The 20,513-nt window shown below is 50.9% G+C and carries 21 protein-coding genes and 1 tRNA gene; 14 read left to right on the top strand and 8 right to left on the bottom strand.

What is annotated here, in order from left to right:
* The first annotated feature begins 9 nt into the window (after window positions 1-9).
* From pyrD to ACFFJP_RS10265, 4 genes are all read left to right on the top strand, one after another.
* Window positions 10-1,020: a quinone-dependent dihydroorotate dehydrogenase gene (gene pyrD, locus ACFFJP_RS10280; RefSeq protein WP_377243075.1), complete on the top strand. Its 1,011-nt coding sequence runs from the start codon at window positions 10-12 to the stop codon at window positions 1,018-1,020.
* A gap of 102 nt (window positions 1,021-1,122) precedes the next feature.
* Window positions 1,123-1,641, top strand: coding sequence for a hypothetical protein (locus ACFFJP_RS10275; RefSeq protein WP_377243073.1), 519 nt, complete (start codon window positions 1,123-1,125; stop codon window positions 1,639-1,641).
* Between the two features lie 118 nt (window positions 1,642-1,759).
* On the top strand, window positions 1,760-2,875 hold the full coding sequence (locus tag ACFFJP_RS10270) for a lysophospholipid acyltransferase family protein (protein ID WP_377243071.1): 1,116 nt from the start codon (window positions 1,760-1,762) through the stop codon (window positions 2,873-2,875).
* A complete protein-coding gene (locus tag ACFFJP_RS10265; RefSeq protein WP_377243069.1) occupies window positions 2,876-3,133 on the top strand; it encodes a DUF2960 domain-containing protein in 258 nt (85 codons plus the stop codon).
* Window positions 3,134-3,162: 29 nt separating this feature from the next.
* Here the strand turns inward: ACFFJP_RS10265 and ACFFJP_RS10260 are convergent, their stop codons facing one another.
* Window positions 3,163-3,621, bottom strand: a complete 459-nt coding sequence (locus ACFFJP_RS10260; protein WP_377243067.1) for a DUF192 domain-containing protein — start codon at window positions 3,619-3,621, stop codon at window positions 3,163-3,165.
* Between the two features lie 124 nt (window positions 3,622-3,745).
* Entirely contained in the window at window positions 3,746-4,864 is a 1,119-nt protein-coding gene (ald, locus tag ACFFJP_RS10255) for an alanine dehydrogenase (RefSeq protein ID WP_377243065.1), read from the bottom strand.
* 148 nt (window positions 4,865-5,012) lie between these two features.
* On the opposite strand from ald, the gene lrp reads away from it, so the two are divergent.
* The 7 genes from lrp to ACFFJP_RS10220 all read left to right on the top strand — a co-directional run bounded on the left by lrp (window position 5,013) and on the right by ACFFJP_RS10220 (window position 12,289).
* Window positions 5,013-5,495: a leucine-responsive transcriptional regulator Lrp gene (lrp, locus tag ACFFJP_RS10250; RefSeq protein ID WP_208933512.1), complete on the top strand. Its 483-nt coding sequence runs from the start codon at window positions 5,013-5,015 to the stop codon at window positions 5,493-5,495.
* A gap of 133 nt (window positions 5,496-5,628) precedes the next feature.
* Window positions 5,629-8,406, top strand: coding sequence for a DNA translocase FtsK (locus ACFFJP_RS10245; protein ID WP_446686824.1), 2,778 nt, complete (start codon window positions 5,629-5,631; stop codon window positions 8,404-8,406).
* A complete protein-coding gene (lolA, locus tag ACFFJP_RS10240) occupies window positions 8,407-9,021 on the top strand; it encodes an outer membrane lipoprotein periplasmic chaperone LolA (protein WP_377243061.1) in 615 nt (204 codons plus the stop codon). It begins immediately after the preceding gene.
* A complete protein-coding gene (locus ACFFJP_RS10235) occupies window positions 9,018-10,358 on the top strand; it encodes a replication-associated recombination protein A (protein ID WP_377243059.1) in 1,341 nt (446 codons plus the stop codon). Before lolA ends, ACFFJP_RS10235 begins: the two co-directional genes overlap by 4 nt.
* Window positions 10,348-10,725 carry a fluoride efflux transporter CrcB gene (gene crcB, locus ACFFJP_RS10230; RefSeq protein WP_377243057.1) on the top strand — a complete coding sequence of 126 codons (378 nt, stop codon included), beginning with the start codon at window positions 10,348-10,350 and terminating at the stop codon, window positions 10,723-10,725. The genes ACFFJP_RS10235 and crcB overlap by 11 nt, the downstream gene beginning before the upstream one ends.
* Before the next feature lie 6 nt (window positions 10,726-10,731).
* On the top strand, window positions 10,732-12,021 hold the full coding sequence (gene serS, locus ACFFJP_RS10225) for a serine--tRNA ligase (RefSeq protein WP_377243055.1): 1,290 nt from the start codon (window positions 10,732-10,734) through the stop codon (window positions 12,019-12,021).
* 64 nt (window positions 12,022-12,085) lie between these two features.
* Window positions 12,086-12,289 (top strand): hypothetical protein, encoded by a 204-nt coding sequence (locus tag ACFFJP_RS10220; protein WP_377243053.1) that lies wholly within the window; start codon window positions 12,086-12,088, stop codon window positions 12,287-12,289.
* A 64-nt stretch (window positions 12,290-12,353) separates the two neighbouring features.
* Here ACFFJP_RS10220 and ACFFJP_RS10215 read toward each other — a convergent pair whose 3' ends face one another.
* The 5 genes from ACFFJP_RS10215 to ACFFJP_RS10195 all read right to left on the bottom strand — a co-directional run bounded on the left by ACFFJP_RS10215 (window position 12,354) and on the right by ACFFJP_RS10195 (window position 14,375).
* Window positions 12,354-12,701, bottom strand: a complete 348-nt coding sequence (locus ACFFJP_RS10215) for a TusE/DsrC/DsvC family sulfur relay protein (RefSeq protein ID WP_377243051.1) — start codon at window positions 12,699-12,701, stop codon at window positions 12,354-12,356.
* A complete protein-coding gene (locus ACFFJP_RS10210; RefSeq protein ID WP_377243049.1) occupies window positions 12,689-12,946 on the bottom strand; it encodes a DsrH/TusB family sulfur metabolism protein in 258 nt (85 codons plus the stop codon). The genes ACFFJP_RS10215 and ACFFJP_RS10210 overlap by 13 nt, the downstream gene beginning before the upstream one ends.
* A complete protein-coding gene (locus ACFFJP_RS10205) occupies window positions 12,946-13,296 on the bottom strand; it encodes a DsrE family protein (RefSeq protein ID WP_377243047.1) in 351 nt (116 codons plus the stop codon). The genes ACFFJP_RS10210 and ACFFJP_RS10205 overlap by 1 nt, the downstream gene beginning before the upstream one ends.
* A complete protein-coding gene (locus tag ACFFJP_RS10200) occupies window positions 13,296-13,646 on the bottom strand; it encodes a DsrE/DsrF/TusD sulfur relay family protein (protein WP_377243045.1) in 351 nt (116 codons plus the stop codon). The genes ACFFJP_RS10205 and ACFFJP_RS10200 overlap by 1 nt, the downstream gene beginning before the upstream one ends.
* 63 nt (window positions 13,647-13,709) lie before the next feature.
* Window positions 13,710-14,375: a Bax inhibitor-1/YccA family protein gene (locus ACFFJP_RS10195; protein ID WP_377243043.1), complete on the bottom strand. Its 666-nt coding sequence runs from the start codon at window positions 14,373-14,375 to the stop codon at window positions 13,710-13,712.
* Window positions 14,376-14,588: 213 nt separating this feature from the next.
* On the opposite strand from ACFFJP_RS10195, the gene ACFFJP_RS10190 reads away from it, so the two are divergent.
* Window positions 14,589-14,679: transfer RNA gene (locus ACFFJP_RS10190), tRNA-Ser, on the top strand.
* Between the two features lie 87 nt (window positions 14,680-14,766).
* Here ACFFJP_RS10190 and sppA read toward each other — a convergent pair.
* A complete protein-coding gene (gene sppA, locus ACFFJP_RS10185; RefSeq protein ID WP_377243041.1) occupies window positions 14,767-16,644 on the bottom strand; it encodes a signal peptide peptidase SppA in 1,878 nt (625 codons plus the stop codon).
* Window positions 16,645-16,825: 181 nt separating this feature from the next.
* Between sppA and ACFFJP_RS10180 the strand changes: the two genes are divergently transcribed.
* Together ACFFJP_RS10180 and glgC are read left to right on the top strand one after the other, a co-directional pair.
* On the top strand, window positions 16,826-18,844 hold the full coding sequence (locus ACFFJP_RS10180; protein ID WP_377243039.1) for an oxidoreductase: 2,019 nt from the start codon (window positions 16,826-16,828) through the stop codon (window positions 18,842-18,844).
* A gap of 386 nt (window positions 18,845-19,230) precedes the next feature.
* Window positions 19,231-20,463 (top strand): glucose-1-phosphate adenylyltransferase, encoded by a 1,233-nt coding sequence (glgC, locus tag ACFFJP_RS10175; RefSeq protein WP_377243037.1) that lies wholly within the window; start codon window positions 19,231-19,233, stop codon window positions 20,461-20,463.
* The last annotated feature ends 50 nt before the right edge of the window (window positions 20,464-20,513 follow it).

Genomic DNA, 20,513 nt, shown 5'->3' with positions numbered 1-20,513 from the left:
GGACTTTTTATGTTTTATCAGTTGGCGCGTTCAGTGATGTTTCAGACGGATGCAGAAAAATCGCATCATTTCGCTCTGGCAAGTCTGAAGTTACTGCAGCATACGCCGCTGCAGGCTTTATGGTCCCAACAAATCCCGTCAAAACCGGTCACTGTCGCCGGTATTACTTTTGCTAATCCGGTAGGCCTTGCCGCAGGCCTCGATAAAAACGCTGACTGCATCGATGCATTTGCGGCGATGGGCTTTGGTTTTATTGAGGTTGGCACTGTGACGCCAAGGCCCCAGGCTGGGAATGACAAACCGCGTTTGTTCCGTTTGCCACAGGCTGACGCCATCATTAACCGGATGGGTTTTAACAACAAAGGCGTGGATTATCTGGTCGAGAACGTGAAGAACAGCCGTTATAAAGGTGTGCTTGGCATCAATATCGGTAAAAATAAAGACACGCCAAACGAGCAGGGCAAAGATGACTATGTCGCCTGTATGCGCAAAGTCTATCCGTATGCGACTTATATCACCGTCAATATTTCCTCGCCTAATACACCAGGTCTACGTGATTTGCAGTTTGGCGAAGCGCTGTTTGAACTACTGGTTGCAGTCAAAAATGAGCAGCTGGATCTGGCTGCCAAACATGGCAAATACGTACCGGTATTTGTAAAAATCGCGCCAGATATGGATGCTGTAGCCGTCGAGCAGGTGGCAGAGACTTTGTTACGCAGCAAGATGGACGGCGCTATCGCCACCAATACCACGCTGGATAAATCAGCTGTCGCGAGTTTGGCACATGGCACAGAGATGGGCGGACTCAGCGGTCAACCGGTCCGGCAAAAAAGTACGCTGGTGGTTAGTCAGTTGCGTCAGGCCGTTGGGCCAGACTTTCCAATCATCGGCGTCGGTGGTATCGACAGCGCGGCGGCTGCGCAGGAAAAATTCGCTGCTGGTGCGCAGTTGGTGCAGGTTTATACCGGTTTTATTTATCAGGGACCAACGCTGATTAAACAGATCGTCAGCGGCTTATAACGATCCTGATCTGATCATGTGCTGCTAGTGCAAAATGGTATTTAACTGCTTGATCCATTTCGGATATAACGCTGTTATCGCCATATTATGCCTGGAAAAACTGTGACTGAACCCATCGAACCCAATTTCGACTGGCACTGGTGCTGGCAGCAAGACCAGCTGTGTTTGCAGACATCTGCTGGCTTGCAACGGACTGCACTTTGTCGAAACTCAGTGGCAAGTGCAGCCGGTGCCTTTACCCTGGGCCAGGCCGAGATTTACTGGCAGTGCCTGTTTGCGCTGGAGCCGTTGCACTGGCCGCAGCAAGCCGTATTTTCCGCCTGTGTCGATGCGGTTGCTCAGCTTGAATTTGCTCAGGCGTGCGCACACAAGAGTTTTTATCTGCAAAGCCAGCATAGCCGCTGTCATCCACAACCTTTTGATTTAGTGGAACTCTGTGGCCGTAATCGGGCGTTAGCAATAGTACTGACTGCTGATGCCAGTCAATGCCGGCTCATGTTGTTGTCTGAGCTTGATACGTTGACCGGACGTGTGTTTCATGCCGGCCACAGCTTTAGCAGCTTGCACGACCGGCTGATACCTTACCATCCGCCTCACACACCACTGCGTAAATCAGCGTGATCTGGTCGGAGATCTGCTGATTTTGCCGAAAACATCGGCGGTTTCGCAGATTAATGCTAGGCAGTTGGCGGCAGATAGGTAAAAATACGCCGTTTCTGAGCCCATACAGGTAGACCGCGTGAACACTGAAGTGCAGAATTTTGACGAGATCCGGCCGTACTCCGATGCCGAAGTGCCAAAGGCTGTCGAACAAATCATTTCAGATCCTGAATTTACTGCCGCGATTATCCGTTTTAAATTTGGCAAAGCCTTTGGTGGCCTCAGTAAAGTGCTGAGCCCGTTGTTGGGCTGGTATCTACGCCGGCACTGGCGAAAGTTGCAGACGGTACAGGATGTGCAACGTTACGTTTCAGGTTACCTGGCACAGGCGCTGAAACATACCACCGATGGTGTCAGTTGCAGTGGGCTTGATGCTTTGCCAAAACAGCAGTCGTATCTGTTTGTCTGCAATCACCGTGATATCGCGATGGACCCGGCATTGGTCAACTGGTGCCTGCACGAGCATGGCTTTGATACCGCCCGTATAGCTATTGGTGATAATCTGCTGAAAAAGCCTTGTGTCACAGCGCTGATGAAGCTAAACAAAAGTTTTATTGTGCGCCGCAGTGCCAAAGGTCCGCGCGAAATGCTTAAAGCGCTGAGCCAGCTGTCCGCTTATATCCGTCATTCCCTGCAGCAAGGCCAACACATCTGGATCGCGCAAAAAGAAGGGCGCGCCAAAGATGGTTTTGACCAGACCGATCCGGCCATTCTGAAAATGTTTTATATGGCTGGTAAAGCCGAAGGCCAGGAATTTGCTGCCTACATGCAGCAATTGAACATTGTGCCGGTAGCGATTTCTTATGAATACGATCCCTGTGATGAAGCCAAAGCGCTGGAGTTATATCAACGGGCGGAAGACGGCGGCTACCAAAAAGCTGAGTTCGAAGATATTGATAGTATCATCAAAGGGATCACTGGCTATAAAGGCCGGATCCATCTGCATTTTGGCCAAGTAGTCGATGCGGGGTTTAGCACTCCGGAACAACTGGCAGAACTGATCGATAAACAAATTTATCAGGGCTATAAAATTTATCCGGCTAATCAGTATGCCGCCGGTGAGCCTGTATCAGACGAGCAGGCTGCAGCAAAATTTGCCAGTCGGCTCGGCCATATGTTGCCGGAGATCCAGAGTTATGCGCGCACCATGTACGCCAATCCGTTGAAAAATTTTCACAAAGTGCAGGAAGAATAAATGGCCCGCCACATCACTTATACCTTCAAAGGGCAACAACGGCAGCTCGCTTTTAGCTATGACAAATTCCACGATGTCTATGAAGCCGTAGCGGCTGCTGAAGGTATCGATCTGCAGAAATTTCTGCAAATGGAACAGCAAATCGCCGCGACCACGAAACATAAGTCTGCAATCAAAGAATTTCGGTTGAGTGAGTTTAAGCGAATGGGGTTTGCCAACATCTATTTACACAAAGACGATACTGAGCAGACACCCTAGCCGGTAGTGTCTGCGCCAGCGCCGACTTATCAGTCGCCAGACTGACAGCTGATCGGCAATGCCTGACAACTGCGGATCTTTTGTCCCACCTGAACGCCGTTAGCTGCAAACCAGCCTAAAGGCATTTCCAGCGCTGCGATCACATCACCCGGTGATTCATGTAAATCTTCGCTGTTGGCTGCCATCGCCTGTATTTTGCTGATCTGCCAGTTTGGATTGATAAACGCCACATCGAGTGCGGTTGGGGTATTTTTCATCCACAAAGTCATCGGTCGCGGCGATTCGTATACCAGCAACATGCCATTGAGCACTGGCGCTTGTTCCATCAGACCCCGCATACGCCGTTCAACCGTATCGGCCAGCTGCACTTGCAGTGTCTGGCTGCCGGCCTGCAGTGGAATTAACGGAAACACCGGTACCTCGGCCTGAGACACATCGACCTGGCACCCGAGCAAGGGTAACACGCACAACCAGCTGCCTATACGCATCGAAAAATACTCCTTCATTTTCTGTCATTGTGCCGCTGACCCCGGCAGAAATGCAATGCATCTGTCAGACGATACACAGCAAAAAGCCGGGTTTCCCCGGCTTTTTGCTGTACTGAGTGCAGATTTACGCAGAGAGAGCCTGACGTGGGTCGACATAACTCAGGTTCAGCGCTTCAGCAACATGCTGATTGACAACCTGGCCATTGATCACGTTCAGACCGTTCAACAGATGTTGATCGTCCAACAGCGCCTGTTTGTAGCCTTTGTTCGCCAATTTGATGATAAATGGCAGTGTGGCGTTATTCAGGGCAAAGGTAGATGTACGTGGTACTGCACCTGGCATGTTTGCAACACAGTAATGTACAACGTCATCGACGATAAAGGTTGGTTCTGCGTGCGTAGTGGCACGAGAGGTCTCAACACAACCACCCTGGTCAATGGCGACATCGACAATGGCAGAGCCGGCTTTCATCTTGCGGATGTGTTCGCGTGTCACCAGCTTCGGTGCTGCAGCGCCAGGAATTAACACACCACCGATCACTAAATCAGCTTCCAGAATGTGTTTTTCCAACGCGTCGGCAGTAGAGTAAATCGCTTTGACTGCGCCATTAAATTGCGCGTTGATGCGACGTAATACATCAACTGAACGGTCCAGTACTACGACATCAGCACCCAGACCAATGGCCATCTGTGCAGCATTGGTACCGACCATACCACCGCCGATCACAACGACTTTAGCTGGCTCAACACCAGGCACGCCGCCTAATAACATGCCGCGGCCAGCACAGGATTTTTCCAGGGCACGGGCACCGGCTTGGATCGACATCCGGCCTGCCACTTCAGACATTGGTGCCAGTAAAGGTAAACCGCCACGGTTGTCAGTCACCGTCTCGTAAGCGATACAAATTGCTTTTGATTTGATTAAGTCTTCAGTTTGCGGCAGGTCTGGTGCCAGGTGTAAGTAGGTAAACAGGATTTGGCCTTCACGTAACATGGCACGTTCAACGGCTTGAGGCTCTTTTACTTTAACGATCATTTCTGCGATAGCAAAAATCTCAGCGGCAGAATTCAGGACTTTGGCGCCTGCAGCCTGATACTCGGCATCGCCGCAACCAATACCGTCGCCTGCGTTGTGTTCAACGTAAACAGTGTGGCCATGCGCCACCAGTTCACGCACGCTGGCTGGAGTCATACCGACGCGGTATTCGTGGTTTTTAATCTCTTTTGGTACGCCAATAATCATAGAAGTCGCCTTTCTGATCTGTTGTAGGGGGAGTGATATTTTTCGCTAGTATAAAGACATAAATGTAGAATTGCTGGTTGTTTTAATTTGATATCGCAGCATAATATATCGTGCATATCAAAATAACAGGATAAGTGACTTGCCAGCAATGACGCAGCCCAACGGGCGTAAATTAGACCGTATTGATCGGAAAATTCTGACCGAATTACAAAACGATGGTCGCCTTGCCAACGTTGAACTAGCGAAGCGGGTAGGGCTGAGCCCGACACCATGCCTCGAGCGGGTACGTAAGCTGGAACAGGAACAATTCATTCTCGGCTATAACGCCAGGGTCGACCCGAACAAAGTCGGTGCGGCACTGTTAGTTTTTGTTGAAATTACGCTGAGTAAAACCTCGCCGGAAGATTTTGACGAATTTAATAAAGCGGTACAAAAACTGGATGAAATTTTGGAATGCCATCTGGTTTCCGGCAGCTTTGACTTCCTGTTAAAAACCAGGGTGGCCAATATGGCGGCCTATCGGGAATTGCTGGGTGAGACCTTATTGCGCCTGCCCAGCGTGCGTGAAAGCCGAACCTATGTCGTGATGGAAGAAGTCAAACAAACGACTTTTGTTGCAGTGCGGGGCTGAAAGCAGCAATACTGGATAAAAAATCAGCAAAGGCCCGTCCGGCGCTGTTTTCTGACGTGGAAATATGTGCAGTGGCAAAGGCAGTCTGGTATCTTTGCTGCGTTTATCGAATGTCTTTCATAGGGTCATGCTGTTGCAAGCTAAAACTGTATTTTCGCTGAACGGAGTCCAGCGCCTGGTTGAAGTCGGATTGATTGCCTGTTTGGGCATCGCCGCGTTTATGTTGCTGGCACTGCTGAGTTTCGACCCGGCCGATCCAAGCTGGACACAAACCGGCTATCACAGTGATATCCGCAATATCGCCGGCCCGGTTGGCGCTGAAGTCGCTGACATTCTGTTTGCCGTATTTGGCTGGTTGTCGTATCTGGTGCCACCGTTTCTGGCGTTTTGTGGCTACCTGCTATTTCGCCGTTTTACCGATTTATTGTCGCTGGATTATTTTGTCCTCGGCATGCGTTTGCTTGGTTTGTTACTGACGGTGATCAGTGCTTGCGCCATTAGCAGTATCAATTTCGACGATATCTTTATGTATTCGAGCGGTGGGGTAGTTGGTGATGTATTAGTCGCCTTGCTATTACCACAACTGAGCTTCGTCGGCTCCAGCCTGCTGTTATTATGTAGTTTTTGTATCGGCCTGACCTTGTTAACCGGTATTTCCTGGTTGACAGTAGCCGATCAGCTCGGCGCCCTGACCGTCAGCATTGCCCGCCACCTGTGGAATTTTAACGCCAGCCGTGACGCACTGCTACGCCGGCTCAGACCAAAAGCAAAACTAGTGGCACCACTGCAACGCACTGACTTAAAAATGCCGCCGTACCAGGCCCCGGAGAAACCGCAGCCTGTTGCTGCAGTCACTGCTCCTGCAGTGTCGCTCCCTGCTGAGCAACCGGTCGAGACCAACTCCTCGCTGCGCATTGAGCCTGAATTTAGTGTTGCTGTCGGCAGTGAGGCAGAGCGGGTGCTGCCCTCTGATAACGATATGCCACATTTCAGTGCATACCAGCCGGTCGCCGCAGAGGTTTCAGCAGTAGAGCCGATACTATCTGCCGCTACAGAACCAGTCCCTGCGGTTGTGGTTCAGCCCAAAGCGGCCAGCCCGATTAAAGTGGATCCCTCAGTACAGAGCCGCGCCTTTTTCCCGGAAGCAGGTGCCAGAGTCGAGCCGCTGCCGATCCAGCCACTGGATATCCGCACCGAAGCCCGGGCATTTGTCAGTATCGATGAAATTGCCGACGACGAACTGAGTTATAGCGCCATTGATGAGAGTTACGCCGACGATGAGCTGGCGCAAAGCTTCCTGCATACCCAATCCCCTGCGCACGTAGTTTCGTCAGTAACTCCGCCTGCGCTAGTGACAGAAGAAGATGACGATGCGCAGGACGAAGTCCTGTATCCGCAACAGCAGACGCCGGTCGATGCATTACCGTCAATCAGTTTGCTGGAGCGGGCAAACCGTACTGTCAATCCAATCTCCGCAGAAGATCTGGAACGGGTGTCACGCTTGGTTGAAGTGAAGTTACTCGATTTTAATGTCGATGCAAAAGTGGTCGGGGTTTATCCGGGACCAGTCGTCACCCGGTTTGAGCTCGACCTGGCGCCAGGCGTCAAAGTGTCGAAAATCACCGGATTATCTAAAGACTTGGCCCGCTCACTGTCCGCCATCAGCGTGCGGGTGGTTGAAGTTATTCCGGGGAAATCTTTTATCGGTTTGGAATTACCTAATCAACACCGCGAAATTGTCCGCTTGTCTGAAGTGATTGGTGATGAGGTATTTGAACAATCAAAATCTCCGCTAACGATGGTGCTGGGTAAAGACATTGCCGGCAAGGCAGTGGTGGCCGATCTGGCCAAGATGCCGCACTTGCTGGTCGCCGGTACCACCGGCTCCGGTAAGTCAGTTGGCGTCAACGTGATGATTTGTAGTCTGCTGTATAAATCGACGCCAGACGACGTGCGTTTCCTGATGATTGACCCCAAAATGCTCGAGCTGTCGGTCTATGAAGGGATCCCGCATTTGCTGACTGAAGTCGTCACCGATATGAAAGAAGCGGCCAATGGTCTGCGCTGGTGTGTTGGCGAGATGGAACGTCGTTACAAGTTGATGTCAATGCTGGGGGTACGTAACCTCAAAGGCTACAACGCCAAGGTTGCCGAAGCTATTGCTGACGGCAAGCCGCTAAGGGATCCGCTGTGGAAAGCATCGGACGATATGCGCACCGAGCCGCCAATGCTGGAGAAATTGCCATCTATTGTGGTGGTGATTGACGAATTCGCCGACATGATGATGATTGTCGGTAAAAAGGTTGAAGAACTGATTGCACGGATCGCACAAAAAGCCCGTGCTGCCGGGATCCATCTGGTTCTGGCAACGCAACGGCCATCAGTCGATGTGATCACCGGCCTGATTAAAGCCAATATCCCAACGCGGATCGCCTTCCAGGTCTCGTCAAAAATCGACTCGCGGACCATTTTGGATCAGCAGGGCGCCGAGAGCCTGTTAGGCCAGGGTGATATGTTGTATCTGCCGCCAGGTTCTGGCGTACCAAATCGCGTGCACGGTGCTTTTGTCGACGACCATGAAGTTCATGCCATCGTTGCGGACTGGAAAACCCGCGGCCGGCCAAATTATATTCCGGAAATTTTGTCCGGCGAAACTACCGAAGAAAACCTGTTACCTGGTGAAACACTGGAAGATGAAGACGCCGAAGCTGATCCGCTGTTTGATCAAGCGGTTGCATTTGTCACTGAAAGCCGCAAGGCGTCAGTGTCTGGTGTACAGCGTCGCTTCCGCATCGGTTATAACCGCGCCGCGCGGTTAGTGGAAACGATGGAACAGGTTGGAATTGTCAGCGGTCCAGGCCATAACGGCAACCGCGAAGTCTTAGCGCCACCACCGCCAAAAGGGTTTTAAATGAAGCATTCAGTGATTGCATTAAGTCTGTTATTCGTCTCAGGACTCGCTAATGCGGCGGAAACAGCTGCCGAACAGCTCAAATATAAACTGGCGCGGCTGAATAGCTATCAGGCCAGTTTCCAGCAAACCGTTACCGACGCCACTAATAAAAAAGTGCAGGAGGGTGAAGGTTATCTTAGCTTGAAGCAACCGGCTTTATTTCGCTTTGAGACCATCAGTCCAGCGCCCAATCTGTTGATCGGCGATGGAAAAACGCTATGGCATTATGATGAGACGCTGGAAGAGCTCAAAGTATATGACGCTAATAAAGAAGTCGATAAAACGCCTTTTGTGTTACTGACCTCTAGCGATGCCAAGCTCTGGGCTTTATATAACGTGACTGGTGAAGGTGAAACTTTTGCCATTACGCCAAAAGACAAAAACAATCCGGTACAAAAACTGACGTTGCAGTTTTCCGGTGTTGGTCTCGCCAAGATGGCAGTAGCCAGTCAGGACGGCCAGACCAGCAGTTTTGAATTCATTGCCATGCAAAGCAACGTCAATATTGACACTGCCCAGTTCAAATTCAGTGCGCCTAACGGCGTCGATATTGTTGATCTGCGCGGCAAGTGAGCAATCTGTCCTTTAGTTTTGCGCCAGACGTGCGGCCACTGGCTGCACGGTTAAGGCCCAAAACCCTACACGACTATGTCGGCCAACAGCATCTGGTTGGCCCAGACACGCCGCTGCGCCGCGCTATTGAAGCCGGCCAAATCAGTTCGCTGATTTTATGGGGCCCGCCGGGTACTGGCAAAACCAGTCTGGCCGAATTGATTGCCGCCAGCGCAGATGCGGCGATAGAAAAAATTTCTGCTGTAACAGCCGGCATCAAAGAAATCCGCGAAGCTATCGACAATGCGCGGATCCGGTTGCAGCAAGGTCAGCGCACTTTGTTGTTCGTTGATGAAGTACATCGTTTTAATAAAAGTCAGCAGGATGCGTTTTTACCGCATATCGAAGACGGCACTATTGTGTTTATTGGCGCCACCACTGAAAACCCGTCGTTCTCATTGAATAACGCCTTGTTGTCGCGTGCCCGTGTCTGTGTGCTGCGCAAAATTACTAGCGATGATTTACGCCAGTTGTTGAGCCGGGCGCTGACCGACAACATGCTGAATTTGGCCAGTCCGGTCACGCTGGAACCGCATGCTGCTGAACTGTTGTTACAACTAGCCGATGGCGATGCACGCAAGATGCTGAATCTACTGGAGCTTGCCGCCCAGAGTTCCAGTGACGGGCAGATCAGTACGGACTTGTTAAAGCAACTGGTTGAACGGCAACTGCCCGGTTTTGATAATCAGGGGGAGCTGTATTACGACCTGATCTCTGCGTTTCACAAATCTGTGCGCGGCTCTCAGCCGGACGCGGCCTTATATTGGTATTGCCGGATATTAGAAGGTGGCGGTGATCCGCTGTATGTCGCGCGGCGCCTGCTGGCAATTGCATCGGAAGATATCGGTAATGCCGACCCACGCGCGTTATCACTGGCGCTGACGGCTTTTGATACATTTCAGCGTGTTGGACCCGCCGAAGGCGAGCGCGCGATCGCACAGGCGGCGGTCTATTGTGCGCTGGCACCCAAAAGTAATGCGTTATATAGCGCCTTTAATCAGATGCGCGCTTTTGTTCGCGAACAGCCTTCTTTTGACGTGCCGATCCAGTTGCGTAATGCTGCCAGTGGTTTGTTAAAACAGCTTGGCTACGGCGAAGGCTATCGCTATGCCCACAACGAAGCTGGCGCTTATGCCGCCGGAATGACCTATCTGCCGGTGGAGATGCAAGGGATGCAGTTTTATCAACCAACTGATCGAGGTCTTGAGAAGCAGCTTGGCGAAAAACTGCGTTATCTGCAGCAATTAGATGCACAGGCGCAGCAGGCACAGCAAGGCGGAGCAGCAGATGTGGATTAACTATGTCGCAATCGCAGTAGGAGGCGCCGCCGGTGCCTGCCTGCGTTTTGCCCTCAGTGAAGCGATGTTACATCTTTTTGGCCGGGCATTTCCTTTTGGCACATTGCTGGTTAATATTCTCGGCTCTTTTGCCATAGGGCTGCTTTATGGTTTAATCCTGACAGAGCAGTTAACGCCGAATCCGTGGCGGATCTTCGTCGGCATTGGTGTTTTGGGTGCTTTTACCACCTTTTCAACTTTTTCTATGGACACTGTGTTGATGCTGCAGCAGGGCGCTTTTGTCAAAGCGACGCTGAATGTGCTGACCAACGTGGTGTTGTGTTTAACCCTGACCTGGCTTGGTATCAAGCTGGGGACTATGAAGTAAGCAAACATGTTAGATAGCAAATATTTACGTGCCGAACTGGCCGAAACTGCCGCGCGTCAGGCCACTCGTGGTTTTGTACTGGATGTCGAAAAGATCAATGCGCTGGAGCTGCAGCGGCGTGAATTGCAGGTGGCTACCCAGGAACTGCAGAATCAGCGCAATAGCAAATCTAAAGCCATTGGTCATGCCAAAGCTCGGGGCGAAGATATCGCACCGCTGCTGGCTGAAGTTGATGGACTTGGGGCTGAATTAGATCGCGCCAAGCTGCAACTGGATGCCGTGTTGGCTGAACTTGATGCTATTGCCGCAACCATCCCGAATTTGCCGGACTTATCGGTGCCGGTTGGCAACGACGAGCACGGTAACGTTGAGGTGCGCCGGGTCGGCTCACCACGTCAGTTTGAGTTTGACGTCAAAGATCACGTGGCACTTGGTGAAGCGCTGGACAAAGGCCTTGATTTTGAAAGTGCCGTGAAGATCGCCGGTTCACGTTTTGTCGTGATGAAAGGCCAAATCGCCCGTCTGCACCGCGCACTGACTCAGTTTATGCTCGATCTGCATACGGAACAGCATGGTTACACCGAAATGTATGTGCCTTATCTGGTCAATAAAGATTCACTGTTTGGCACCGGTCAATTGCCTAAATTCGGCGCTGATCTATTCCATACCCAGCCAGCGACAGAAGAAGGCGTTGGCATGAGCCTGATCCCAACCGCAGAAGTGCCGGTGACTAATCTGGCGCGGGACCGCATTTATGATCTGGCCGAACTGCCGGTTAAAATGACCGCGCACACGCCGTGTTTTCGCAGTGAAGCTGGTTCATACGGCCGCGATACGCGTGGCCTGATCCGTCAACATCAGTTTGATAAAGTGGAACTGGTGCAGCTGGTACACCCGGCGCAATCGATGGCTGCATTGGAAGAACTGACTGGCCATGCAGAAAAAGTGCTGCAGCTGTTAGAGCTGCCGTATCGGGTCATGTTGCTTTGCACTGGTGACATGGGCTTTGGCTCCTGCAAAACCTACGATCTGGAAGTCTGGTTGCCGGCACAAAATACTTATCGTGAAATTTCCTCGTGCAGCAGCATGGGTGATTTCCAGGCTCGTCGTATGCAAGCGCGTTTCCGTCCGGAAGAAGGTAAAAAGCCTGAGTTGTTGCATACGTTGAATGGTTCCGGCCTTGCGGTTGGTCGCACGCTGGTGGCTATTTTGGAAAACTGCCAACAGGCTGATGGTTCTATCTCGATCCCAGCGGTATTACAGCCTTATATGGCTGGTAAAACCGTGATTGCCTGATCTGCCATGATGCCGGCGGCTTAGGTCGCCGGCTCACTTGATAATTAGATAGGTCCAGAGTCAGATGACAGAACCACAAAAACCACAGTCAACCGATCTGCGTAATCCCGGTATCACAAAAAAGGTGGGGGTTAAACGCACCCGCACCAGTCCGGTGAAAGTGTTCCTGCGCACTGTGTACTGGCTGATTACACTGTCTATTCTCGCTATCGTGCTTTATATCAGTTTTGAAGCGGGCTGGATGATTTATAAAAACACCGCACACTAAACCACTGTAAAGTTACGGCCGGTAAAAGTCTCTTGACGCAGGAGACGTTGTTGCTAGCCAGGCATCAAAGACACTTGGCAGGTTTAGGTAGACCCGCGATCCGGGTTGCTTGCTTCGCTGGCCCCTCTGGAAACAACATAAACAGATATTTACTGTTACCTTTTTCTGGTCCCAGTTTTTCCGCCATGGCTTTGACCAGAATGCGAATGGCCGGAGAGGTGTTGTACTCTTGATAGAAATCCCGCACAAACCAGACCACCTCCCAGTGTGCCGGTGTCATGTTGATGCCTTCCTGCCTGGCAAAAGCGAGTGCTAATGCTTCAGTCCAACAATGTAAGTCAGCAAGATAACCATGCTTATCGAGCGGGATCCCCGCCAATGCCTCATCGGCGTTTGTTGTTAGTTCTGACATAAAATCACCTGTGTTGCCTGTAATGTCAGTTCAACCCACTGGCTGTCAGTGAGTTTGTCTACATCTGCAGGGCAAACCAGTCCACGTGCCCGCAAATCGTCAGCCTGCACACCAAGCCGGCACGGCCAGCGCTGAGGCTGTAATAGTAAATACACCGCGTCCTGGCGCAGTAACAGATAGTCATCTGCCGTAGCAAATGTCAGCAATGCGGGTAGTTTGGCCTGAGTCAGCTGGAATAATCGCATTAATGCACCAGGATATGGCTGGCGTCATCCAGCAACTGTTGTTGAGTCGGTAAATCGACTACCTGCACTGGCATACGCAATTGTTCGGCGGTCAATTGAAACTGCTGCAGCGATTGCTGACAAACGCAGACCTTCGCAATGTCATACAGGGCAAACAGTTTCTGGCTTTGGGTGAAATCTTTGACGGCAACTGTCGTTTGCAGCGGTAGCAATTGTAATACAGCTGCCCCCCTATACAATAATGTCACCTCGTGTTCAGTGGCTGCCAATGCTAACGACAGATCCTGCGCTTCGCGGGCTGTAGCGGCTTCAAAGGCACTGGCTTGGTGGATTAACAGAATTTTTGCCATCAGAACTGTACCACGCGGTCGGTGTTTTCCAGCCGCATGCCAAATTCGGCGAGGCCGGCTAGAGTAAATCCCTGGCGCACCTGGGTATAACCGCGTTTCTCAGCTGCGGTCGCACAATACAATAACGGGATTTGATTCGACTCAGTAAAGGCAATTAATCGGCCGACCAGGTCGGGCTCATCGGCCGGTAAATCGATGTCGGCGCAAATGGCTTGAACGGCTTGCTGATAAAAAAACAGGTGATTGATTTGATGCCCGAGTTGCAGTGCCGCACTGGCAAAACGCAGCACATCATCAAGTACCGGGCTGGCATAACAGTCAGATTGAATATACAACACGAAGCTGGCCATAGGCTCCAAACAAAAAAATGCCCCGAAAGCGGGGCATTTTAAAGCATCCTCAGACTGTTGTCGTTAGTCGTCGCTGCCAAATACGCCCAGCAATTGCAGTAACGAAGTGAACAGATTAAAAATGTTCAGATACAGGCTGACCGTTGCCCGGATGTAATTGGTTTCGCCGCCGTTGATGATACGGCTGGTATCAAACAAAATCAGGCCCGACATAATCAGTACGACCACAGCGTTGATTGCCAGATGCAATGCCGGCACCTGGAAAAACAGGTTGGCAATACCAGCGATAATGACTAACACCAAGCCGACAAACAAAAAATTGCCCATAAATGAGAAATCTTTTTTGCTGGTCAGGGTGTAGGCCGACAAACTGAAAAAAATCAGTGCAGTTGCACCAAAGGCTTGCATGATCAGTTCAGAGCCGTTTGGCATGGCGGCAAAACGATTCAGCATCGGACCGATCGATGCGCCCATGACTGCGGTAAAGACAAACACCCAGGCGATACCTGAGGCTTTATCAGCGGTTTTCATTACGACAAAGACCAACGCAAATGCCAGCAGCGATAAACCGATACCTGCCATTGCGCTTAATTCGAGCGCCATTGAGATACCAGCCGCAACAGCGCTGCCGGTCAGTGTCATCGCCAGTAACATATAAGTGTTACGCAAGACTTTGTTGATAGCTGCGCTGTCGTGGCCGGACAGCACCTGTGATTGTTGATATTGCATAGACTCTCCTTGGTTATACTGCGACTATACAGAATCCGATCGGTTACTGTCATGTTATGCAGACCTTATGGAATGAAAAAGATTCCATTTCACCGGCGAGTCAGTCAAAAAATCACCAGCTTGCATAAAAAATATTCTTTTAGTGAATTCAAAGTGTTAAATCGGAAAAAAACACTTTGATTTTGAGCGCGTCTTGATTAATATACGCGCCACGGAGAGATGGCAGAGCGGTTTAATGCACCGGTCTTGAAAACCGGCGAGGGTTAGTAGCCCTTCAAGAGTTCGAATCTCTTTCTCTCCGCCAAATACAAAAACCCCGCCTGAGTGCGGGGTTTTTACTTTTCTGGCTACACAAAATTCAGGCCGGGAACACCGGCCTGAGATTGAAGTTCTACTGCACCTGACAGGCGAAACAAACTGAATAAATGCCATTCGGATCATTAAACTGACTGAGGACCTGTAATTCCTGATTTAACTGCCGCATCAGTTTTTGCACAGGTGTCACAGTGGTCGCTTGTTGTGGCAATAAACCCAGCGTTTTGGCACTGCCAAACAGTTGCGCCATTAATTTTTCCTGCTCGCTCATTTCCTGTTCAATCAGCTGTACATCAAAATGTTTCAGGCTGGCTGTCGCAGCCGCTGCTGCAATGGCATCATCTAAAGTACCCAGTTTATCCACCAGGCCCAGTTTCAGCGCTGTTTGACCGGTCCAGACGCGGCCTTGCGCGATTTTATCCACTTGCGCTTTGTCGATGTTACGCGTGGTACTGACATGGGTGATAAATTCGTCGTAGCCATTTTCGATGCTGCGTTGCAGCAGTCTTTCCGCATCGGCTGGCAAGCCTTTAAACAGCGGCAGACCCGAGGAGAAACCAGCCAGTTCGGTGGTACCCACACCATCGACATTCAGACCCAGTGTCGACATGGCGTTTTCAGCGGTGTGGAACATAGCAAAAATGCCGATTGAGCCAGTGATGGTCGTCGGGGCTGCAAAAATTTGATCAGCCGGAGCTGCTATCCAATAACCGCCTGATGCGGCGACAGCTCCCATCGAAGCAATCACCGGCTTGCCAGCGGCTTTTAATAAGCGGATCTCCTGAGCGATTTGTTCTGAAGCAAAGGCGCTGCCGCCGCCGCTGTCGATACGCAATACAACCGCCTTCACTTTGTCGTCATAGCGTGCCGTGCGCAGTAACTTCGCGGTACTTTCGCCACCGATCATACCAGCCTTGACATTGCCATCAACAATAGCGCCGCGGGCAACGACCAATGCGACTTTATCTGTCAGCGGATTCACCACCGGAAATGGTGGAACTACCAGGCTTTGATAGTCTTCATAACTGATTTGAGTGAAGGTGTGATTGTCTTCATCTTCACCGACCAGCGCGATAATATCCTGACGGAATTCTTCGCGGGTCTTAATGGTATCGACCAGTTTGGCATCCAGCGCGTATTGCGTCATATCGCCGTTTGCAGCATTAATCCGTTCATACAGGCGGGCAAAGCTTTCGTCAAAATTGTCGACGGCAAAACCGCGACGCGCAGCGACTTGTTCTTTATAGTTTTGCCAAAGCTCGGTCAGCCAGACGCCATTCGCTTCTTTGGCTTCAGGCGACATATCATTACGGGTGAATGGTTCTACCGCGGATTTATAGGTGCCGACTTTAAAGACATGCGTGGAGATCTGTAGTTTCTCCAGTGCTGCCTTGTAATACATCGGGTAGCTGCCATAGCCTTCAAGGATCACTGCGCCCATTGGGTTGAGGTTAATGCTGTCGGCATAACTGGCAAGGAAATACTGGTTCTGGCTGTAATAGGCGCCAGTGGCAAACACTTTTTTGCCGGCGGCCTTAAATGCTTCTAATGCGCCACCGACTTGCTGCAGTTTGTCCAGTGAGCCGCTGCCTAAATCGGACAACGCCAACACCATCACTTTAACCCGGTCGTCTTTGGCGGCTTCGTTGATGACTTTCACCAGATCACGAACTAAAATTTCTGGTCTTTCGTCTTCTGAACCGGTCGATTCGTTAATGGCTTTTTCCACTGGATCAACCCATTGTTTTTCTTCAACCAAATCGCCTTTTAAGTTCAGCACCAGAGCAGTTTTTTCATTGACTTCAACTTGTTCTTTGTCGCTGAACAGCACGGCGATAAAGCCGATAAACAACAACACAAAAACAAAATTCAGTACAAAGTTGCGGATAAACCGGAATCCCTGCCATACAGAGTGCAGCAGACGACGGATAAAACCAGGTTTTTGTTCAGACATTCAACTAACCTACGTCACATTTACAGTTATCGCTAAGATACTCAATTCACCGCCAGTGTTCGACGGCAATTTGTAAGAAAATGTTCGTAACCCGGTGAGAAAGCAAACAGTCGCGGCTTGTCAGCTCAGAAAAAAGACGCTACATTCCGCACATCTAACAGGTATGACCAGAGAGGTCGCAGTGTCTTATCCACATTTATTGTCAGCACTTGATTTAGGTTTCACCCAATTGAAAAATCGGGTGATCATGGGCAGCATGCACACCGGACTCGAAGAAGAGAAACAGGGGTTCGATAAACTTGCCGCCTTTTATGCCGAGCGGGCAAAAGGTGGGGTTGGCCTGATTATTACCGGTGGTATCAGTCCGAATTTTCGCGGTTCTTTGGTCCCCTTTGGCAGTCAGCTCAGTTGGTTCTGGCAAACCGGCAAACATCGGTTGTTAACTGAAGCGGTTCATCCCTATGGCGCAAAAATTTGTCTGCAACTGCTGCATGCTGGCCGTTATGGTTATCATCCACTGAATCAGGCACCAAGCGCCATTCAGTCGCCGATCACACCCTTTAAACCGGCAGCAATGTCATCCCGTCAGGTACGCTGCACCATCAAAGATTTCGCCAGTTCAGCAGCGCTGGCGCAAAAAGCCGGTTATGACGGCGTTGAAATCATGGGTTCAGAAGGCTACCTGATTAACCAGTTTATCTGTCAGCGCACCAACCAGCGCCAGGATGAATGGGGTGGCAGTTTTGAAAAGCGCTGTGCTTTGGCACTGGAAACTATCCGGGCGGTCCGTGCCAAATGCGGGCCTGACTTTATTATTATCTACCGGCTGTCGATGCTTGATCTGGTTGAAGATGGCAATTCGTATGACGAAGTGGTGCAACTGGCCAAAGCTGTGCAACAAGCCGGTGCGACGCTGATCAATACCGGTATCGGTTGGCATGAAGCGCGGGTGCCGACGATCGGCACTATGGTGCCGCGCGCGGCCTTTCGCTGGATTACGGCGCGGATCAAACAGCAAGTCAGCATTCCGGTGGTCGCGACCAACCGGATTAACACACCGGAAGTCGGGGAAGACATTCTGGCTAAAGGCGAAGCCGATTTAATTTGTATGGCACGGCCGTTTCTGGCTGACCCGGAGTTTGTTAACAAAGCGGCGGCCGGCACGCCTGAGCTAATCAACACTTGCATCGCCTGTAATCAGGCCTGTCTTGACCATATTTTTCAGAAAAAACGCGCGACCTGTCTGGTCAATCCACGCGCCTGTTATGAAACCGAACTGAATTTCCATCCAGCCGCCACAGCGAAGAAAATTGCCGTGGTCGGTGCCGGCCCCGCCGGACTGGCTTTTTCGGTGTATGCCGCGCAGCGCGGTCATAGCGTCACTTTATTTGATAAGGACGACCGCATCGGTGGTCAGTTTAATTACGCCAAACAGGTACCGGGTAAAGAAGAGTTTCATGAAACGCTGCGTTATTTTGCCCAGATGCTGAAACACCATGCGGTCAAATTGGAACTGGGCAGTCTGCAAACCGCAGAAAGCCTTGCCGGTGGCGGTTTTGATGAAATTGTCATTGCCAGTGGGATCAAGCCGCGCGCGCTGCAAATTCCGGGCAGTGACCATAAGAAAGTACTGAGTTATCTCGATGTGCTGCGTGACCACAAGACGGTTGGCGAAAAAGTTGCCGTGATTGGTGCCGGTGGGATTGGTTTTGATATCGCCGAGTATCTGACAGAACCACATTCGCTGACATTGCAGCCTGAAGTCTGGTTAAAAGACTGGGGCATTGATGCCGACTATCAGACGCGCGGTGCATTATTGCCGGCAGAGATCAGTCCGGCGCCGGCACGCAAAATTTATCTGTTGCAGCGCAAAACCTCAAAAGTAGGTGCCGGACTTGGCAAAACTACCGGTTGGATCCACCGCAGTTCGCTGAAGAAAAAAGGCGTCGAGATGTTCGCCGGCGTGCAGTATCTGCGTGTAGATGATGCTGGTTTGTGGATTGAGTTGGATGGACAGGAACGTTGTCTGGATGTCGATCATGTGGTGATTTGCGCCGGCCAGGAAAGTTTGCGTTCGCTGCATGACGAGCTAACCGGTAAAGGCGTGAACAGCCATCTGATAGGCGGCGCTTTTGTGGCTGCAGAACTGGATGCCAAACGAGCGATCCGACAGGGCGCTGAGCTTGCTGCGGTGATTTGATCGCTGATATCACATCGGCAGATGACCAAGATCAAACGGATAACCTCTGCAAAACCATTCATCAGGTCGGAACAAACCGACCTGATGTTCCCCCAGCTGAAAACAATTTTTTCAGATTTCACTTGCCCCGCGGGCCTTTCCCAAGTTAAGTAACTGTCATACAGCTGCAACAGCGTGTTTTTGGTGCAAGGGCTTCTTTTTGCACCATTTTAGCGCGCGTTGTCATACTGTTGCCATCGGGCCGCCATAAAGTGGTTCGGACGCCGCAGTGGTATTTCCCACATTGCAGGGAATTATCGGCGTAACTGCCAATCATGGTATTGGCCTTGCTTAGAGTTATGGCATAACCAGCAAGTGCAGTTTGTCGAAATCTACAGGGAGTCTATATGTCAGGTGTGTTAACAATGATTCTGGCTGGTGGTGAGGGGACGCGTCTGGCGCCACTTACCGGGATCCGAGCCAAACCCGCAGTACCTTTTGGTGGTAATTACCGCATTATTGATTTTGTATTAAACAACTTCGTTAATTCGGATTTGCTGCAAATTTTCGTGATCACGCAGTTTAAATCGCACTCCCTGATGAAACATTTAAGCCGGGCTTGGCGGGTAACAGGCTTGACCAGCCGGTTTATCGATCCGATCCCTGCCCAGATGCAAACCGGTAAACACTGGTATCTGGGCACTGCCGACGCGGTTTATCAGAATTTACACCTGATCTCAGGCCTTGATCCTGAACATGTCTGTGTGTTTGGTGGGGACCACATTTACAAGATGGATGTCCGCCAGATGCTGGAGTTCCATCGCCAGCATGAAGCAAAACTGACCGTTGCGGCTATCCCGGTGCCGGTCGCACTGGCGCATGAATTCGGCGTCATTGAAGTCGATGCCAACGGTAAAATGATCGGTTTTGAAGAAAAACCGAAGTCCAATCCAAAAACCATCCCGGGCCGGCCGGATTTTGTGTTGGCCTCGATGGGCAATTACATTTTCGAAGCCAAAACCCTGGTCGAAGTGCTGGAAGCGGATGCGAAAGAGCCTGACTCCAAACACGACTTTGGCCACAATATTATTCCGAAGTTGTATCCGCTTGGTGAAGTGTACGTCTATGACTTCTCGACGAACCGCATCCGCGGTGAAAAAGAAGAAGTGCGCGGTTATTGGCGCGATGTGGGCACCATCGATTCGTATTACGAAGCCAACATGGATTTAATTTCCATCGTGCCACCAATTGACCTGTACAACAAATACTGGCCGATGCGCAGTTATACACCGCCAATGCCACCAGCGAAGTTTGTCCACGATGAAGCCAACCGGACTGGGCAGGCGATTAGTTCGATGGTCGCTGCCGGCTGCATCGTCAGTGGTTCAATCGTGTATCATTCGATCCTCGGTTACAACTGTCACGTGCACAGCCATGCTTATATTGAAAAAAGCGTGCTGATGGGCAATAACGATATTGGCCGGGGCTGTCGCATTCGCCGCGCCATTATCGATAAAGACGTGCGCATCGCACCGGGCACTGTGATTGGTGAAGATCCGGTGTTGGACAAACAACGTTTCCACGTGTCGCCAGACGGTGTGGTCGTGATCCCGAAAGGCGCCATGGTCGGTTTTGATTAACAGCTTTTGATTCGCAGGTTGGACTGTCCCAGTTTAGTTATGCTGGCTTA

Origin of the sequence: Rheinheimera tilapiae, assembly GCF_042432165.1 — a bacterium.
Taxonomy (GTDB): domain Bacteria; phylum Pseudomonadota; class Gammaproteobacteria; order Enterobacterales; family Alteromonadaceae; genus Pararheinheimera; species Pararheinheimera tilapiae.
The sequence above is the reverse complement of the archived record's forward strand: the minus strand, read 5'-3'. Positions and strand labels throughout refer to the sequence as shown.

Coding starts and splice junctions, on each gene's coding strand:
- ACFFJP_RS10220 (WP_377243053.1), top strand. CDS start 12,086: ATGACAGAACCACAAAAACCACAGTCAACCGATCTGCGTAATCCCGGT.
- crcB (WP_377243057.1), top strand. CDS start 10,348: ATGTGGATTAACTATGTCGCAATCGCAGTAGGAGGCGCCGCCGGTGCC.
- ACFFJP_RS10260 (WP_377243067.1), bottom strand. CDS start 3,621: ATGCGTATAGGCAGCTGGTTGTGCGTGTTACCCTTGCTCGGGTGCCAG.
- ACFFJP_RS10215 (WP_377243051.1), bottom strand. CDS start 12,701: ATGTCAGAACTAACAACAAACGCCGATGAGGCATTGGCGGGGATCCCG.
- lolA (WP_377243061.1), top strand. CDS start 8,407: ATGAAGCATTCAGTGATTGCATTAAGTCTGTTATTCGTCTCAGGACTC.
- serS (WP_377243055.1), top strand. CDS start 10,732: ATGTTAGATAGCAAATATTTACGTGCCGAACTGGCCGAAACTGCCGCG.
- ACFFJP_RS10210 (WP_377243049.1), bottom strand. CDS start 12,946: ATGCGATTATTCCAGCTGACTCAGGCCAAACTACCCGCATTGCTGACA.
- ald (WP_377243065.1), bottom strand. CDS start 4,864: ATGATTATTGGCGTACCAAAAGAGATTAAAAACCACGAATACCGCGTC.
- lrp (WP_208933512.1), top strand. CDS start 5,013: ATGACGCAGCCCAACGGGCGTAAATTAGACCGTATTGATCGGAAAATT.
- ACFFJP_RS10205 (WP_377243047.1), bottom strand. CDS start 13,296: ATGGCAAAAATTCTGTTAATCCACCAAGCCAGTGCCTTTGAAGCCGCT.
- pyrD (WP_377243075.1), top strand. CDS start 10: ATGTTTTATCAGTTGGCGCGTTCAGTGATGTTTCAGACGGATGCAGAA.
- ACFFJP_RS10265 (WP_377243069.1), top strand. CDS start 2,876: ATGGCCCGCCACATCACTTATACCTTCAAAGGGCAACAACGGCAGCTC.
- glgC (WP_377243037.1), top strand. CDS start 19,231: ATGTCAGGTGTGTTAACAATGATTCTGGCTGGTGGTGAGGGGACGCGT.
- sppA (WP_377243041.1), bottom strand. CDS start 16,644: ATGTCTGAACAAAAACCTGGTTTTATCCGTCGTCTGCTGCACTCTGTA.
- ACFFJP_RS10200 (WP_377243045.1), bottom strand. CDS start 13,646: ATGGCCAGCTTCGTGTTGTATATTCAATCTGACTGTTATGCCAGCCCG.
- ACFFJP_RS10195 (WP_377243043.1), bottom strand. CDS start 14,375: ATGCAATATCAACAATCACAGGTGCTGTCCGGCCACGACAGCGCAGCT.